This window comes from Rhizobium hidalgonense (assembly GCF_005862185.2).
Lineage (GTDB): Bacteria > Pseudomonadota > Alphaproteobacteria > Rhizobiales > Rhizobiaceae > Rhizobium > Rhizobium hidalgonense.
Genome location: NZ_CP054027.1, coordinates 2,709,504 through 2,724,496, shown reverse-complemented (window position 1 = coordinate 2,724,496; position 14,993 = coordinate 2,709,504). Strand labels below are relative to the sequence as shown.

The following is a 14,993-nucleotide window of genomic DNA, read 5'->3' as shown; positions in this document are numbered from 1 at the left end:
GCGGGGTCCGAAGGACGGGTCGAGACCCGTGGCTCGACCCCGGTCGGTGGCGGCAGGCGGATGAGGGGCGGCTCTCGTCTCGCCGCAGCCCTTACGAAGAGCCTCCAGCCCTACCAGCGCTGATGCACATGCGGCGCGATCAGCCGCTCGTAGATTTCGCGTGTTGCCGCCATGACATCGGCAGAAAGCGGCGCCAGATCGGCGGCGTCAGCGTTGGCTCTTGCCTGTTCGCCATTGCGGGCGCCGGGGATGACGACGGTGACGGCTTCGGCCATCAGGATCCAGCGCAGCGCAAAGGCTGCCATCGTGGCGCCGGCAGGCACCAGCTTGCGCACCTCTTCCACCGCCTGCAGGCCGACCTCGAAGGGCACGCCGGCAAAGGTCTCGCCGACATCGAAGGCTTCGCCGTTGCGGTTGAAATGGCGATGGTCGTCGCTGGCAAAGTGCGTCTCCCGGGTGATCTTGCCGGAGAGAAGGCCGCTTGCCAGCGGCACGCGGGCGATGATCGCCACGTTCCTGCGGCGCGCTTCCTGAAAAAACAGGTGATTGGGGCGCTGGCGGAAGATGTTGTAGATGATCTGGATGCTGACGACGCCGGGATATTCGATCGCCTTCAGCCCGTCTTCGACTTTTTCGACGCTGACGCCGTAACCCTTGATCTTGCCGGCTTTCTGCAGGGCGTCGAGACTTTCGAAGACCTCGGGCTGGTAAAGCACCTCGCGCGGCGGGCAGTGAAGCTGCACGAGGTCGAGGCTGTCGACGGCAAGATTCTCAAGGCTGCGGTCGATGAAGCCTTCGAGGTTCGCCTTGCTGTAGCCTTCGGCGACATGCGGGTTGAGCCGGCGGCCCGCCTTGGTGGCGACCATCGGGCGCTGACCGCCGCGCGTCTTCAGCACGTCGGCGATGATTTTTTCCGAGCGGCCGTCGCCATAAACGTCAGCCGTATCGATGAAGGTCATGCCGGCATCGAGCGCGGCCTTCAGCGCCGCGCCGCCGTCCGCTTCGCTGATATCACCCCATGAGCCGCCGATCTGCCAGGCGCCGAAGCCGACATTGGTGACGGTGAAGGGCATGCGGCCAAAAGCATGGTGTTTCATGAGAAATTCTCCCAATGCATGTTGCCCGGAAGTGTGCAGCGGTTCCGGGATAACGACATGCGTAAAACAAAGAACTAAAGCGCGTCGCATGAACCAAGTTCAATGCGACGCGCTTTAGGTGATGAAAGATAATGGCCTACCAGCCGGGCGACTATGCGGCAATTGCCGATCCGCCCTTGATTGGTCGCCTCGATGAAATATCGTCAGCTGACAAGGCTTCAACTGCAATGGAATGAAAAGGAAAGATCATGGAGATCAAACCAGCCGGCTCCCGTCCCTCGATGAAGCCACCGGCCGACTATTTCACCGGCGCCGTTCGCCAGGATCCGCTGATGGAGCCGCCGGCGCCGGCCCGGGTGAAGGCGACCTCCGTTACCTTCGAGCCCGGCGCCCGCACCGCCTGGCATACGCACCCGCTCGGCCAGACGCTGATCGTCACCTCGGGCAAGGGCCTCGCCCAGAGCTGGGGCGAGGAAATCCGCGAGATCCGCGCCGGCGACACCGTCTGGTTCTCGCCGGGCGAAAAACATTGGCACGGCGCTGCCCCCGACACGGCTATGGTGCATATCGCCATCCATGAGGCGTTGGACGGCAGACACGTCGACTGGATGGAGCAGGTCAGCGACACGCAATATTCCGGTATGAGCTAATCAGAGCCGCTTCAGGCAATAGGAAAAATGCGCGTGTGATTCGACCGTCAGGAACTCGAATTGCCAGCCGTAATCCTTGCAGAATTTGGTGACCGCCTCGACGACGCCATAGACGATCGGCTTGACCGTATTGCCGGTACAGAAATCATGCCCGGCAATGCGCCCGGTCCGCTTCACCTTCTTTTCGCAGAGCAGCAGCTCCTGCCAGGTGAGCTCGAAGGAATGATCGGTGTCGATATAGGCCCAGTCGAGGAAATCGTCCTCAAACTCGGCAAGCTTGTCGAGCGACGTGCCTTGCATCAGATGCAGCCGGCCGGCTTCGATCTCGGCCGCGAATTTCGTATGGACCGTATCAAGCCCGGAGCTGTAGCGATCCATCGACCAGGGATCGATGAGGTAGAGCTGCGCCGGGCGGTTCTTTTCGAGGATCTCCGCCGTATATTCGCCGAAGGCCGCGCCGACCTCGACCCCGATGCCGCCGTTCGGGATGCGGTAGAGCAGCTCGCCGCGATCCGGCAGCAGGCGGGCGTTTTCCATATGATGGGCGCTGAGCGGAGTGCGCGGCATGCTCGCCCGGAGCGCCTGCCTGTCTTCACGTGTCTTCATCTCGGATCTCAGGATTGCGGGCGGCTGATGGCCCTGATGCGGTATGACGGGAACGTAGGAGCAGCCGAGGCCGATGACAACCGCATGACAGGAATTTGCTTCTTTCGAACAAATCGCTAAGTTTCACCTGTGGACTGACGAGAGCCCCGGGAGGAGCGATTTCATGAGACGCATGTGGCCTGAAGAATTCAACGCCATCATCAGCGGAGCCGAGGAGGTGACGTTGGAAGCACCCGCCGAGGCCGGCGAAGCGCCGCTGCATCGCAAGGCGCTGAAGGCGCGCATCAGCATGGGAGATTACGAGCGGATCTGGCCGCTCGCCGAGATGCGCTTCCGGCTTGGCGAAAAAGATGGCAAGGCCATCACCCTGATCACCACCAACCCGCATTATCACGCCTGGCACCCGAAGGACGGCGGCAGCGTTGAATCCGTGTCGGACAGCGGCCGCCCCTACAAGACAGATTATCTCGTCGTGCACTTCCTGCTCGACGAAGTGAAGGAAACATCCCCCGCCTGATGGGCGAAGGCCGGCGCCGCCGCAAGGCGGTCCCGGCCTCTTCTAACGCCGAATTGATTCTGACGCGGATGACAACGGCGGCGATATCGCTAAGTTTGGCGACAATGTTCCTATGAAATTGGAGGTTCCCGTGACGGGCAATGTGCTGGATATCCCGGTCAAGACTGTGGATGGTCGTGACACCACGCTCAACGACTATAAGGGCAGGGTGCTGCTGGTCGTCAATGTCGCCTCGAAATGCGGGCTCACGCCGCAGTATGAAGGCCTGGAAAAACTCTATGGCGAAAAGCGCGAGCGCGGCTTCGTCATCGCCGCTTTCCCCGCCAACGACTTCAAGGGCCAGGAACCCGGCACCGACGCCGAGATCCTCGATTTCTGCACCAGCACCTACGACGTCACCTTCCCGATCTTCTCGAAGATCTCGGTCAAGGGCGAAGCCCAGCACCCGCTCTACCGCCAATTGACCAAATCGGGTGTGGCGACAACAGGCGACGGCCCGATGCGCGAACGCCTGAAATCCCACGGCATATCCGGCGGCAACGAGGACGACATCCTCTGGAATTTCGAAAAATTCCTGATCGGCCGCGACGGCAAGGTCGCCGCTCGATTCGCGCCTGACGTGATGGCGGATGATTCGCGGCTGGTTTCGGCGGTGGATAAAGAACTGGCGAAGGGATGAATGGCGGGCGATGAGCCCCGGCTGTTACCAATTCCAGAACGCCACTTCGGAATCCCGAAATTCCCCGCTTCGGGATTCCGAAATTCGCCGAGCTTCGCGCCGTGTCGACAGAAAAAATCATGCAATGATTTCAATCCCGCAACCAATTTCGGGATTCCGAAGGGCTATATAGAGTCTGGTGGGGAGTTCCCAGCTATAGGCATCTGGCCTCGATCGAAGACTCGGTCGCGATCACAGAGCCATGGAATGCCCGCGGCTACCAAGCGCGTCCGGGCTGCTTGATTCGCAAAAGCTGAGCAGCGCCTTCAGATCCCAAGCACGGTCACAAGCGGGGGCGTAAAGTCCTTGAAGCCCAGTCGCGGCCAGTCGCACCGGATGTCAAACCGCGTCTTTGGCACGTGGCGCTGGCATTTCGGATTCGTCTTGAAGGCGTATCCGGGCAGGCTGACATAGATGGCACTTGGCGTGCAAAGGGCAATCGCGATGCACAGCGTCAATACGGAGCTGAAAATCCTCATGGCACATCTCCAGGCCTCGTAGGCCTTCAAGCGCGGAGACTTTCCGGGCGGCGAATACTCCCACTTTTGCCGGCCCCCATCCATTCGCCCAATAGGAGGTGGCGGGTGACCGGAGTAGTCCGTTTTGGTGGAACTGGCTTTCAGACAGTGTGCCGCATCAGAAACGCTGGGCGCTCTCCCGCGGATCCAATTGGAATTCCACATACGGTGACGAAGCAACTGAGGCGTCTGCCTGAAGTCGCTATTATTTGACACATAAGGGAAATGGTGGGCGATGAGAGACTCGAACTCCCGACATCCTCGGTGTAAACGAGGCGCTCTACCAACTGAGCTAATCGCCCATCGCTAGCGAAACCGGATCGGCCTGCCGCGTTGGTGGCCGTGATCTATGCGGATCGCGGCAAAACCGCAAGAGTGTTTGTGAAGATTTTTTGATTTTTTTGGCGGCGATCCTGTTGCTTGCGGCGCCGGTCGGGCGCGGCAGGGCTGTGGATAAAGGGGAGGGGCAGGGCGGAAGGCCGATCAGTTTCGACAATGCGACCGTCTCCGATGAAGCGCCGCTGCCGCCTTCGGAAACGGAATTGCCGGCTTTTCATTCTTCCCGCGCGGGCCTTGCCGAAACAATTCAACGACTGTCATGGTTTTGTCTCCAAACCTGCTTGACACTAAAAGGCGAACCCCGTAGTTAGCCGCTCATCGAAACGGGCAGCCGTTTTGGTGAGGGTGCGAAGGCATCCGGACTGCTTGAAATGAATTGCGGGTGTAGCTCAGTTGGTTAGAGTGCCGGCCTGTCACGCCGGAGGTCGCGGGTTCGAGCCCCGTCACTCGCGCCATTTCAAGTCTTGTAGAACGCAAATGCGATTTGTCGTTCGTCCGGGTTTCTTCATCCTCGCGGCCGCAAATGGCCGGTCCTATGCGCGGGTGTAGCTCAGTCGGTTAGAGTGCCGGCCTGTCACGCCGGAGGTCGCGGGTTCGAGCCCCGTCACTCGCGCCATTTTCTTCCGAGAGCCATGCAGTTTTCAGTGGTCAGGCATGCAGCTTGAAGCGGCTTGGGCGGATTTGTCGCGACATCGTTGCATCTGCTTGATAATGTCCGCGCGCGACGCGTCGAATTGCCTCTGTAAATCTCTTGCGCCGGGGCTTCGGCTGCGCTAACCACGGCTTGTTGCAACGCACGTTCGCTTGCCGGGCATTTGCCCAAATGCGCCGCCTGGCGCCTCCGGCAAGCAGGGATGAACATGATGACTGAACTGCTCAGTTCCTATATTCCGATCGCTATCTTCATCGCTATCGCGCTCGTTATCGGCCTGGCGCTGCTCATTGCGCCGTTTGCCGTCGCCTTCAAAGCGCCCGATTCGGAGAAGCTTTCGGCTTACGAATGCGGCTTCAACGCTTTCGATGACGCCCGCATGAAGTTCGACATCCGCTTCTACCTCGTGTCGATTCTCTTCATCATCTTCGACCTCGAAGTCGCCTTCCTCTTCCCCTGGGCCGTTTCCTTCGGCGCCATCGGCTGGTTCGGCTTCTGGTCCATGATGGTCTTCCTCTTCGTACTGACCATCGGCTTTATCTATGAATGGAAAAAGGGAGCCCTGGAATGGGAGTGACCCCTGTGAGCAATCAGCCGCTCGTCGCCCAGCAGCCGAAGGGGATCATCGATCCCTCCACAGGCAAGCCGATCGGCAGCAATGACGCGTTTTTCGGCGAGATCAACAACGAGCTCGCCGACAAGGGTTTTCTCGTCACCTCGACCGACGAGCTGATCAACTGGGCGCGTACCGGCTCGCTGATGTGGATGACCTTCGGTCTTGCCTGCTGCGCCGTCGAAATGATGCAGCTGTCGATGCCGCGTTATGACGTCGAGCGCTTCGGCTTTGCGCCGCGGGCCTCGCCGCGCCAGTCCGACGTGATGATCGTCGCCGGCACGCTGACCAACAAGATGGCGCCCGCCTTGCGCAAGGTCTACGACCAGATGCCCGAGCCGCGCTACGTGATCTCGATGGGCTCCTGCGCCAATGGCGGCGGTTATTATCACTATTCCTATTCTGTGGTGCGCGGCTGCGACCGCATCGTGCCGATCGATATCTACGTGCCGGGCTGTCCCCCCACGGCAGAGGCGCTGCTCTACGGCGTGCTTCTGCTGCAGAAGAAGATCCGGCGCACCGGCACGATCGAACGCTAAGGGTTAAGGACAAGGCATATGAGTGAAGCCCTGACTGAGCTTGCGTCCTACCTTGGCGAAGCACGCGGCAATCTGATTGCCGCTTCGCAGATGAAGTATGGCGAGCTGACGCTGACGGCGACGGGTGAAAACCTGATCGCGCTGCTGACCTTCCTGCGCGACGACGCCAAATGCGGTTTCGTCAACCTGATCGATATTTGCGGCGTCGACTGGCCGCAGCGTGAACTGCGTTTCGACGTCGTCTATCACCTGCTGTCGCCAAAGCAGAACCTGCGCATCCGCGTCAAGGTCGCAACCGACGAGGATACTCCGGTGCCGTCGGCCTGTGCGGTCCATCCCGGCGCCGACTGGTTCGAGCGCGAGACCTGGGACATGTACGGCGTGCTCTTCACCGGCCATCCGGACCTGCGCCGCATCCTGACCGACTATGGCTTCGAAGGCCACCCACTGCGCAAGGACTTCCCCACGACGGGTTTCGTCGAGGTCCGCTACGACGACGCGGCAAAACGCGTCGTTTACGAGCCAGTGGAACTGAAGCAGGAATTCCGCAACTTCGACTTCATGTCGCCATGGGAGGGAACTGAATATGTTCTGCCTGGCGACGAAAAGGCGAAGCAGTAGGATCGAAAAACTACACTATTGCCTATTGCCCATTGGCTAATGCCTGCAATAGCGGAGCACGCAGCATGACCGAACATAACGTCCGCAACTTCAACATCAATTTCGGACCGCAGCATCCGGCGGCGCATGGCGTTCTTCGTCTTGTCCTGGAGCTTGACGGCGAAATTGTGGAGCGGGTTGATCCGCATATCGGCCTGCTGCATCGCGGCACCGAGAAGCTGATCGAGACCAAGACCTATCTGCAGGCTCTGCCCTATTTCGATCGTCTCGATTACGTCGCGCCGATGAACCAGGAGCATGCCTATGCGATGGCCGTGGAAAAGCTGCTCGGCCTCGAGATCCCCATCCGCGGTCAGCTGATCCGCGTTCTCTATTCGGAAATCGGCCGTATCCTTTCGCATCTCCTGAACGTCACGACGCAGGCGATGGACGTCGGTGCGCTGACGCCGCCGCTCTGGGGCTTCGAAGAGCGTGAAAAGCTGATGGTGTTCTATGAACGCGCCAGCGGCTCGCGCATGCATGCGGCTTATGTCCGTCCGGGCGGCGTCCATCAGGACCTGCCGGAACAGCTCGTCCAGGATATCGGCGACTGGTGCGATCCGTTCCTGAAGGCGCTCGACGACATCGACAATCTGTTGACCGGCAACCGCATCTTCAAGCAGCGCAACGTCGATATCGGCGTCGTCTCGCTGGAGGATTGCTGGGCCTGGGGCTTCTCCGGCGTAATGGTGCGCGGTTCGGGCGCTGCCTGGGATCTGCGTCGCGCCCAGCCTTATGAATGTTATTCCGATCTCGAATTCGACATTCCGATCGGTAAGAACGGCGACAATTACGACCGCTACCTGATCCGCATGATCGAGATGCGCGAATCGGTCCGCATCATGAAGCAATGCGTCAACCGCCTGCTGTCGGATGCCAAGACTGGTCCTTTCTCGTCGATCGACGGCAAGGTCGTACCGCCGAAGCGCGGCGAGATGAAGCGCTCGATGGAAGCGCTGATTCACCACTTCAAACTCTATACCGAAGGCTACCACGTGCCGGCCGGCGAAGTTTACGCCGCCGTCGAGGCGCCGAAGGGCGAGTTCGGCGTCTATCTCGTCTCCGACGGCACCAACAAGCCCTATCGCTGCAAGATCCGTGCGCCTGGTTATGCCCATCTGCAGGCGATGGACTTCATGTGCCGCGGCCACCAGCTTGCCGACGTCGCGGCCGTGCTCGGCTCGCTCGACATCGTCTTCGGCGAGGTGGACCGCTGATGCAGCGTCTGCCGCTTGCCGTCGCACTCCTTCTCGCGGCATCCGGGGTTTCGGCCCAGGAGACCGATAAGCTCGGCACCCCGCTGGGTCGTAAGGAAGTGACGCCGCCGGCGGCGCAAACGTCTATGGGCGAGCTTTTGTCCAAGGGCTATCAGATCAAGGCTGCCATTCCGAATGGCAGCAAATTCGTCGTATTTATGCAGAAAGACCAGTCGGCCTATGCCTGCGAAATGCAGTCTTTGACCGCTTCGCGGTGTGGAACCCTAAACTGACAAGGCGTGAGGAAGAATGTCCGTTCGTCGATTAGCCGAAGATCAATTTCAGCCTGCCGCATTCGCTTTCAGCGATGAAAATGCGGTCTGGGCGGACAAGACGATCCAGAAATACCCCGCCGGCCGCCAGCAATCGGCGGTCATTCCGCTGTTGATGCGTGCGCAGGAGCAGGACGGCTGGGTCACGCGCGCGGCGATCGAAAAGATCGCCGACATGCTCGAGATGGCCTATATCCGGGTGCTCGAGGTCGCGACCTTCTATACGCAGTTCCAGCTGCATCCTGTCGGCACGCGGGCCCATGTCCAGGTCTGCGGCACGACGCCCTGCATGCTGCGCGGCTCGGAAGCGCTGATGTCGGTCTGCAAGAGCAAGATCCACGCCCATGCCTTCGAGCGCAATGCCGAAGGCACGCTGTCCTGGGAAGAGGTCGAATGTCTTGGCGCCTGCGTCAACGCCCCGATGGTGATGATCGGCAAGGACACCTATGAGGACCTGACGCCGGCGCGCCTCGAAGAGATCATCGATGCGTTCGCCGCCGGCAATGGCGCCGGCATCAAGCCCGGCACCCAGATTGACCGGATTTTCTCCGCACCCGAAGGCGGCCCGACCTCGCTGACGACGGAAGAGCCGAAGGCAAGAACGCGCGCCAAGAAGGCCGATGCCGAAACCATTTCGGCTCCCGTTGACGCCGCTCCGGTTCCGCCGTCGGAGGCTGCCCGCCCGAAGAGCACCGATGCCGAAACCAATGCCGCCCTGAAGACGCCGGCAACAGCGCCGAAGGCGGCTGCCAGGAATGCCAAGGCTGCCGAGCAGCAGCCGGTTTCCGGCACTGCGCCTGCCGAACCGGCCCCGGCACCCGTCAAGGCCGAAGCCGCCGCGGCGGCGAAGCCTGCGCTCACCGACAAGAACCGTCCGGCCGGCATCGAAAAGCCCGCCGCGCCGGATGATCTGAAGATGATCTCGGGCGTCGGCCCGAAGATCGAGGCGACGCTGAACGAGATCGGCATCTTCACCTTCTCGCAGGTCGCGGGCTGGAAGAAGGCCGAGCGCGAATGGGTCGACGGCTACCTGAACTTCCGCGGCCGCATCGAGCGCGACGACTGGGGCAAGCAGGCCAAGGCGCTCGCCAAGGGCGGCGAAGCGGAATATATCAAGGTCTTCGGCAAGAAGCCGCGGTAAGAGGTGAAGCATGTTACAAGATAAAGACCGCATCTTTACCAACATCTACGGCCTCAAGGACAAGTCCCTGAAGGGCGCGATGAGCCGCGGCCACTGGGATGGCACCAAGCAGATCCTCGAAAAGGGCCGCGACTGGATCATCAACGAGATGAAGGCATCGGGCCTGCGCGGTCGCGGCGGCGCCGGTTTCCCAACCGGCCTCAAATGGTCCTTCATGCCGAAGGAAAGCGATGGCCGCCCGCATTACCTCGTCGTCAATGCCGACGAATCGGAGCCCGGTACCTGCAAGGACCGCGACATCATGCGCCACGATCCGCATACGCTGATCGAAGGCTGCGTCATCGCGAGCTTCGCCATGGGCGCCAATGCCGCCTATATCTATGTGCGCGGCGAATATATCCGCGAGCGCGAAGCGCTGCAGGCGGCGATCGACGAATGTTATGATTATGGCCTGCTCGGCAAGAACAACAAGCTTGGCTGGGACATGGACATCTACGTCCATCATGGCGCCGGCGCTTACATTTGCGGCGAGGAAACCGCGCTGCTCGAAAGCCTCGAAGGCAAGAAGGGCCAGCCGCGCCTGAAGCCGCCTTTCCCGGCCAATATGGGCCTTTACGGCTGCCCGACGACCGTCAACAACGTCGAATCGATCGCTGTCGCGCCGACGATCCTGCGCCGCGGCGCCGGCTGGTTCTCGGCCATCGGCCGTCCGAACAATGTCGGCACCAAGCTGTTCATGCTCTCCGGCCACGTCAACAAGCCGTGCACGGTCGAAGAGGAAATGGGCATCACCTTCCGCGAACTGGTCGACCGCCATGCCGGCGGCATTCGCGGCGGCTGGGACAACCTGCTCGCCGTCATTCCGGGCGGCGCATCCTGCCCGATCGTTCCGGCCAAGGACATCATCGACTGCCCGATGGATTTCGACGGCCTGCGCGGCGTCGGTTCCTCCTTCGGCACGGCCGCGGCGATCGTCATGGACAAATCCACCGACGTCATCAAGGCGATCGCCCGCATCTCCGCCTTCTTCAAGCATGAGAGCTGCGGCCAGTGCACGCCGTGCCGCGAAGGCACCGGCTGGATGTGGCGGGTGATGGAGCGCATGGCCAAGGGCAATGCCCAGAAGCGCGAAATCGACATGCTGTTCCAGGTGACCAAACAAATCGAAGGCCACACCATCTGCGCGCTCGGCGACGCCGCCGCATGGCCGGTGCAGGGTCTGATCCGTAACTTCCGCCCCGAAATCGAAAAGCGCATCGACCAGTATACGGCGAGCGCGCTCGATCATGGCGCGGTTCTGGAGGCGGCTGAATAATCATGGCGGACAAGGCATCCGATAGCAGGAAAAAAGAAGACGCAGCGGATTTCGCGGCCGGCTTCGGCCGTCTTGCCGCCGAGATGCTGGAGAATGCACGGGCGATGCCGGTGCATCCGCTGATGGCGTATCCGGCCGCAGCCTTTGCTGCGGCAACGGCGATCGGCTTCGGTTTCTCGACCCAAATGGCGGGCGCCTTCTTCGGCGCCTTCCAGAGTGCGCTGGAGACGACCGGCAAGGTCGCTGCCGCCCTCGATGACACGCCGCCGGACGCGTTGACGCCCGACGTCGAGATCCGGCCGGAGAATATTCGCCCTGCCGTCAAGGTTGTCGCCAAGCCGGTTGAGAATAAGCCGGCGGTCGAGACCGCGCCGGTGGGCGGGGGAAAGCCGGTTGCCGAGAAGAAGGCAGGGCCGAAACTGACTGTTGTAACACCGGTCAGCCAACCCGCTGCCAGCCAGCCGAAGCCCGCCGTGAAGGCCAGGCCGGTTACCCGGGCGAAAAAGGCTGACGATCTCAAGCTGATCGCCGGCATCGGCCCGAAGCTGGAGCAGGTGCTGAACGACAAAGGCATTCGCAGCTTCGCCGAGATTGCTGCCTGGGGCGATGAGGACATCGCTCGGCTTGACGCCGAACTTGGCTTCAACGGCCGCATCGGGCGTGACGACTGGGCCGGCCAGGCGAAAATTCTGGCAGGGCGGGGCCGCAGACGGAAATGAACTGTCCGGCCGTATCCATCGGCCGGAAAGAGGGGCAGATCGGCGGACGGGCGGGGGCCTCAAGCTGCAGATGCCGGTGCGGGTTCTGGACCTGGAACGCGCGATAGAGAATTTGGGCGACATCAGCTGTCAGCCGGACGAAAGATCCGGCTTGGCAATGAGACTGTTGCAAAAAGTGGTTTGTTTGCCGTCATCAGGCAAACGGGAAACAGGACTGAGCGACGATGGCAAAACTGAAGATTGACGGCAACGAGATCGAAGTTCCGGATCATTACACGCTGTTGCAGGCGTGCGAAGACGCCGGCGCCGAGGTTCCGCGCTTCTGCTTCCATGAGCGCCTGTCGGTTGCCGGCAACTGCCGCATGTGCCTTGTCGAAGTGAAGGGCGGCCCGCCGAAGCCGCAGGCTTCCTGCGCCATGAGCGTGCGCGACATCCGCGGCGGCCCGAACGGCGAACTGCCCGAGGTCTTCACCAACACCCCGATGGTCAAGAAGGCCCGCGAAGGTGTGATGGAATTCCTGCTGATCAACCATCCGCTCGATTGCCCGATCTGCGACCAGGGCGGCGAATGCGACCTGCAGGACCAGGCGATGGCCTTCGGCATCGACACTTCGCGTTACCAGGAAGACAAGCGCGCCGTCGAAGACAAGTATATCGGCCCGCTGGTCAAGACGGTGATGAACCGCTGCATCCATTGCACGCGCTGCGTCCGCTTCACCACCGAGGTTGCCGGCATTTCCGAACTCGGCCTGATCGGCCGTGGCGAGGATGCTGAGATCACCACCTATCTCGAACAGGCGATGACCTCCGAACTGCAGGGTAATGTCGTCGACCTTTGCCCGGTCGGCGCGCTCACCTCCAAGCCTTTCGCCTTCACCGCGCGCCCCTGGGAATTGAACAAGACCGAATCGATCGACGTCATGGATGCCGTCGGTTCGGCGATCCGCGTCGATACCCGCGGTCGCGAAGTCATGCGCGTCCTGCCGCGTGTCAACGAGGCGATCAACGAAGAGTGGATTTCCGACAAGAGCCGTTTTATCTGGGACGGCCTGAAGACCCAGCGCCTCGACCGGCCCTACGTTCGCCGCGACGGCCGCCTGCAGCCGGCGACCTGGGCCGACGCCTTCGGCGCCATCAAGGCCGCCGTCGGCGCCACCTCCGGTGACAAGATCGGTGCGATCGCCGGCGACCTCGCTTCCGTCGAGGAAATGTATGCGCTCTCGGAACTGGTGAAGTCGCTGGGCTCGGCCAATCTCGACTGTCGACAGGATGGGGCGGCACTCGATCCGTCGCTCGGCCGTGCAAGCTATGTCTTCAACCCGACCATCTCGGGCATCGACCAGGCCGACGCGCTGCTGATCATCGGCGCCAATCCGCGCTTCGAGGCGGCGATCCTCAATGCCCGCATCCGCAAGCGCTGGCGCCGCGGCAAGTTCCCGATCGGCGTGATCGGCGAGCCGGGCGAACTGCGCTACAGCTATGACTATCTCGGCGGCGGTCCCGACACGCTGAAGGATCTGGTCGACGGAACCCACGCCTTTGCGGAGGTGCTGAAGAACGCTGCCAAGCCGATGATCATCATCGGCCAGGGCGCGCTGTCGCGCACCGACGGCGCCGGCGTTCTCGCCAGTGCCGCCAAGCTTGCCGGTTCTGTCGGTGCTGTTGTCGAAGGCTGGAACGGCTTTGCCGTCCTCCATACCGCCGCATCGCGCGTCGGCGGCCTCGACCTCGGCTTCGTGCCGGGCGCCAAGGGCGTTAACGCCGCCGAAATGCTGACGGCGATGGATGTGCTCTTCCTGCTCGGCGCCGACGAACTCGACTTCACCGCCAAGAAGGCCAAGCTGACGGTCTATATCGGCTCGCACGGCGATAACGGTGCCCATCACGCCGACGTCATTCTGCCGGCGGCCGCCTATACCGAAAAGTCCGGCACTTGGGTCAACACCGAAGGCCGCGTCCAGATGGGCAACCGCGCCGGCTTTGCGCCGGGTGACGCCCGCGAGGACTGGGCGATCATCCGTGCCCTTTCCGATGTGCTCGGCAAGAAGCTTCCCTTCGATTCGCTGAGCGAATTGCGCGTCCGGCTCTATGCCGCTTTCCCGCATTTCGCCGCCATCGACGAGATCGCCGAAACCGATAGCGCCCAAATTGCCGCAGTAGCGAAAAAAGCCGGCAAGATGAACAAGTCAGGGTTTGCGTCGCCGGTGAAAGACTTCTATTTGACGAACCCGATCGCGCGGGCCTCGGCTGTCATGGCGGAGTGCTCGGCATTGGCCCGCAACAACTTCAAAGTCGCGGCAGAGTAAGGGCAGGGGACTATGGATTCTTTCTTTTCGACCTATGTCTTGCCGGCGATCATCATGATCGGTCAGTCGCTGCTGCTTCTGGTCTGCCTGCTTGTCTTCATTGCCTATGTGCTGCTCGCCGACCGCAAGATCTGGGCGGCCGTGCAGCTGCGCCGCGGCCCGAACGTCGTTGGCCCCTTCGGCCTGTTCCAGTCTTTCGCCGACCTTCTGAAGTTCGTCTTCAAGGAGCCGATCATTCCGGCCGGCGCCAACAAGGCGGTGTTCCTGCTGGCCCCGCTGGTGACGGTGCTTCTGGCGCTGTCTACCTGGGCGGTGGTGCCGCTCGCCGACGGATGGGTGATCGCCAACATCAATGTCGGCATCCTCTATATCTTCGCGATTTCCTCGCTCGAGGTTTACGGCATCATCATGGGCGGCTGGGCTTCGAACTCGAAGTATCCGTTCCTCGGCGCGCTGCGTTCGGCGGCACAGATGGTGTCCTATGAAGTCTCGATCGGCTTCGTCATCGTCACCGTGCTTCTCTGCGTCGGCTCGCTGAACCTGACCGATATCGTCAATGCGCAGCATACCGGCCTCGGCACCATGCTCGGCCTGCCGGCCTCGTTCCTCGACTGGCACTGGCTGTCGCTCTTCCCGATGTTCATCATCTTCTTCATTTCGGCGCTCGCCGAAACGAACCGTCCGCCCTTCGACCTTCCGGAAGCCGAATCGGAACTCGTTGCCGGCTTCATGGTCGAATACGGCTCCTCGCCATACATGATGTTCATGCTCGGCGAATATGCGGCCGTCTGCCTGATGTGCGCGCTGACGACGATCCTCTTCCTCGGGGGCTGGCTGCCGCCGGTCGATATCTGGATCCTCAACTGGGTTCCCGGCATCATCTGGTTCACGCTGAAGGCCTGCCTGGTCTTCTTCATGTTCGCGATGGTCAAGGCCTTCGTTCCGCGCTACCGCTACGACCAACTCATGCGCCTCGGCTGGAAGGTGTTCCTGCCGCTGTCGCTCGCCATGGTCATCATCGTTGCATTCGTGCTGAAACTGATGGGTTGGGCATGACCATGTCAGCTCTCGTTTC

At 61.5% G+C, this 14,993-nt stretch carries 16 protein-coding genes and 3 tRNA genes; 15 read left to right on the top strand and 4 right to left on the bottom strand.

What is annotated here, in order from left to right:
* Positions 1–110: 110 nt before the first annotated feature.
* Positions 111–1,097, bottom strand: a complete 987-nt coding sequence (locus FFM81_RS13155) for an aldo/keto reductase (RefSeq protein ID WP_003573931.1) — start codon at positions 1,095–1,097, stop codon at positions 111–113.
* 248 nt (positions 1,098–1,345) lie between these two features.
* Between FFM81_RS13155 and FFM81_RS13150 the strand changes: the two genes are divergently transcribed.
* Positions 1,346–1,747, top strand: coding sequence for a (R)-mandelonitrile lyase (locus FFM81_RS13150; protein ID WP_003573929.1), 402 nt, complete (start codon positions 1,346–1,348; stop codon positions 1,745–1,747).
* On the opposite strand, the gene FFM81_RS13145 is transcribed toward FFM81_RS13150, so the two are convergent.
* The gene (locus FFM81_RS13145; RefSeq protein WP_003573928.1) at positions 1,748–2,353 is read right to left on the bottom strand and encodes a class I SAM-dependent methyltransferase; all 606 of its coding nucleotides are present in this window, start codon (positions 2,351–2,353) and stop codon (positions 1,748–1,750) included.
* 163 nt (positions 2,354–2,516) lie between these two features.
* On the opposite strand from FFM81_RS13145, the gene FFM81_RS13140 reads away from it, so the two are divergent.
* Both FFM81_RS13140 and FFM81_RS13135 read left to right on the top strand, forming a co-directional pair.
* Positions 2,517–2,870: a hypothetical protein gene (locus FFM81_RS13140; protein WP_138384859.1), complete on the top strand. Its 354-nt coding sequence runs from the start codon at positions 2,517–2,519 to the stop codon at positions 2,868–2,870.
* A 130-nt stretch (positions 2,871–3,000) separates the two neighbouring features.
* Positions 3,001–3,549, top strand: coding sequence for a glutathione peroxidase (locus FFM81_RS13135; RefSeq protein ID WP_138384860.1), 549 nt, complete (start codon positions 3,001–3,003; stop codon positions 3,547–3,549).
* Positions 3,550–3,854: 305 nt separating this feature from the next.
* Here FFM81_RS13135 and FFM81_RS13130 read toward each other — a convergent pair whose 3' ends face one another.
* Complete coding sequence (locus FFM81_RS13130) at positions 3,855–4,067, bottom strand: hypothetical protein (RefSeq protein ID WP_003573920.1); 213 nt, start codon at positions 4,065–4,067, stop codon at positions 3,855–3,857.
* A gap of 265 nt (positions 4,068–4,332) precedes the next feature.
* A tRNA-Val gene (locus FFM81_RS13125) sits at positions 4,333–4,408 on the bottom strand.
* 415 nt (positions 4,409–4,823) lie between these two features.
* Between FFM81_RS13125 and FFM81_RS13120 the strand changes: the two genes are divergently transcribed.
* From FFM81_RS13120 to nuoH, 12 genes are all read left to right on the top strand, one after another.
* A tRNA-Asp gene (locus FFM81_RS13120) sits at positions 4,824–4,900 on the top strand.
* 84 nt (positions 4,901–4,984) lie between these two features.
* Positions 4,985–5,061 (top strand) — tRNA-Asp (locus FFM81_RS13115).
* A gap of 247 nt (positions 5,062–5,308) precedes the next feature.
* Entirely contained in the window at positions 5,309–5,674 is a 366-nt protein-coding gene (locus FFM81_RS13110; protein ID WP_007626195.1) for an NADH-quinone oxidoreductase subunit A, read from the top strand.
* Entirely contained in the window at positions 5,665–6,249 is a 585-nt protein-coding gene (locus FFM81_RS13105) for a NuoB/complex I 20 kDa subunit family protein (RefSeq protein WP_003573916.1), read from the top strand. Before FFM81_RS13110 ends, FFM81_RS13105 begins: the two co-directional genes overlap by 10 nt.
* An 18-nt stretch (positions 6,250–6,267) precedes the next feature.
* The gene (locus tag FFM81_RS13100) at positions 6,268–6,870 is read left to right on the top strand and encodes an NADH-quinone oxidoreductase subunit C (RefSeq protein WP_003573914.1); all 603 of its coding nucleotides are present in this window, start codon (positions 6,268–6,270) and stop codon (positions 6,868–6,870) included.
* A gap of 65 nt (positions 6,871–6,935) precedes the next feature.
* Positions 6,936–8,126: an NADH-quinone oxidoreductase subunit D gene (locus FFM81_RS13095; RefSeq protein WP_003573912.1), complete on the top strand. Its 1,191-nt coding sequence runs from the start codon at positions 6,936–6,938 to the stop codon at positions 8,124–8,126.
* On the top strand, positions 8,126–8,398 hold the full coding sequence (locus FFM81_RS13090; RefSeq protein WP_003573910.1) for a hypothetical protein: 273 nt from the start codon (positions 8,126–8,128) through the stop codon (positions 8,396–8,398). The genes FFM81_RS13095 and FFM81_RS13090 overlap by 1 nt, the downstream gene beginning before the upstream one ends.
* A gap of 16 nt (positions 8,399–8,414) precedes the next feature.
* Positions 8,415–9,578 carry an NADH-quinone oxidoreductase subunit E gene (locus FFM81_RS13085; protein ID WP_138384861.1) on the top strand — a complete coding sequence of 388 codons (1,164 nt, stop codon included), beginning with the start codon at positions 8,415–8,417 and terminating at the stop codon, positions 9,576–9,578.
* Positions 9,579–9,588: 10 nt separating this feature from the next.
* A complete protein-coding gene (nuoF, locus tag FFM81_RS13080; protein ID WP_003573907.1) occupies positions 9,589–10,893 on the top strand; it encodes an NADH-quinone oxidoreductase subunit NuoF in 1,305 nt (434 codons plus the stop codon).
* A gap of 2 nt (positions 10,894–10,895) precedes the next feature.
* Positions 10,896–11,612, top strand: a complete 717-nt coding sequence (locus FFM81_RS13075; RefSeq protein ID WP_138384862.1) for an NADH-quinone oxidoreductase subunit E — start codon at positions 10,896–10,898, stop codon at positions 11,610–11,612.
* A 224-nt stretch (positions 11,613–11,836) separates the two neighbouring features.
* Positions 11,837–13,918, top strand: coding sequence for an NADH-quinone oxidoreductase subunit NuoG (gene nuoG, locus FFM81_RS13070; protein WP_025415888.1), 2,082 nt, complete (start codon positions 11,837–11,839; stop codon positions 13,916–13,918).
* A 12-nt stretch (positions 13,919–13,930) separates the two neighbouring features.
* Complete coding sequence (gene nuoH, locus FFM81_RS13065) at positions 13,931–14,974, top strand: NADH-quinone oxidoreductase subunit NuoH (RefSeq protein ID WP_003573903.1); 1,044 nt, start codon at positions 13,931–13,933, stop codon at positions 14,972–14,974.
* Positions 14,975–14,993: the final 19 nt, after the last annotated feature.

Coding starts and splice junctions, on each gene's coding strand:
- FFM81_RS13155 (WP_003573931.1), bottom strand. CDS start 1,097: ATGAAACACCATGCTTTTGGCCGCATGCCCTTCACCGTCACCAATGTC.
- FFM81_RS13150 (WP_003573929.1), top strand. CDS start 1,346: ATGGAGATCAAACCAGCCGGCTCCCGTCCCTCGATGAAGCCACCGGCC.
- FFM81_RS13145 (WP_003573928.1), bottom strand. CDS start 2,353: ATGAAGACACGTGAAGACAGGCAGGCGCTCCGGGCGAGCATGCCGCGC.
- FFM81_RS13140 (WP_138384859.1), top strand. CDS start 2,517: ATGAGACGCATGTGGCCTGAAGAATTCAACGCCATCATCAGCGGAGCC.
- FFM81_RS13130 (WP_003573920.1), bottom strand. CDS start 4,067: ATGAGGATTTTCAGCTCCGTATTGACGCTGTGCATCGCGATTGCCCTT.
- FFM81_RS13110 (WP_007626195.1), top strand. CDS start 5,309: ATGACTGAACTGCTCAGTTCCTATATTCCGATCGCTATCTTCATCGCT.
- FFM81_RS13105 (WP_003573916.1), top strand. CDS start 5,665: ATGGGAGTGACCCCTGTGAGCAATCAGCCGCTCGTCGCCCAGCAGCCG.
- FFM81_RS13100 (WP_003573914.1), top strand. CDS start 6,268: ATGAGTGAAGCCCTGACTGAGCTTGCGTCCTACCTTGGCGAAGCACGC.
- FFM81_RS13095 (WP_003573912.1), top strand. CDS start 6,936: ATGACCGAACATAACGTCCGCAACTTCAACATCAATTTCGGACCGCAG.
- FFM81_RS13090 (WP_003573910.1), top strand. CDS start 8,126: ATGCAGCGTCTGCCGCTTGCCGTCGCACTCCTTCTCGCGGCATCCGGG.
- FFM81_RS13085 (WP_138384861.1), top strand. CDS start 8,415: ATGTCCGTTCGTCGATTAGCCGAAGATCAATTTCAGCCTGCCGCATTC.
- nuoF (WP_003573907.1), top strand. CDS start 9,589: ATGTTACAAGATAAAGACCGCATCTTTACCAACATCTACGGCCTCAAG.
- FFM81_RS13075 (WP_138384862.1), top strand. CDS start 10,896: ATGGCGGACAAGGCATCCGATAGCAGGAAAAAAGAAGACGCAGCGGAT.
- nuoG (WP_025415888.1), top strand. CDS start 11,837: ATGGCAAAACTGAAGATTGACGGCAACGAGATCGAAGTTCCGGATCAT.
- nuoH (WP_003573903.1), top strand. CDS start 13,931: ATGGATTCTTTCTTTTCGACCTATGTCTTGCCGGCGATCATCATGATC.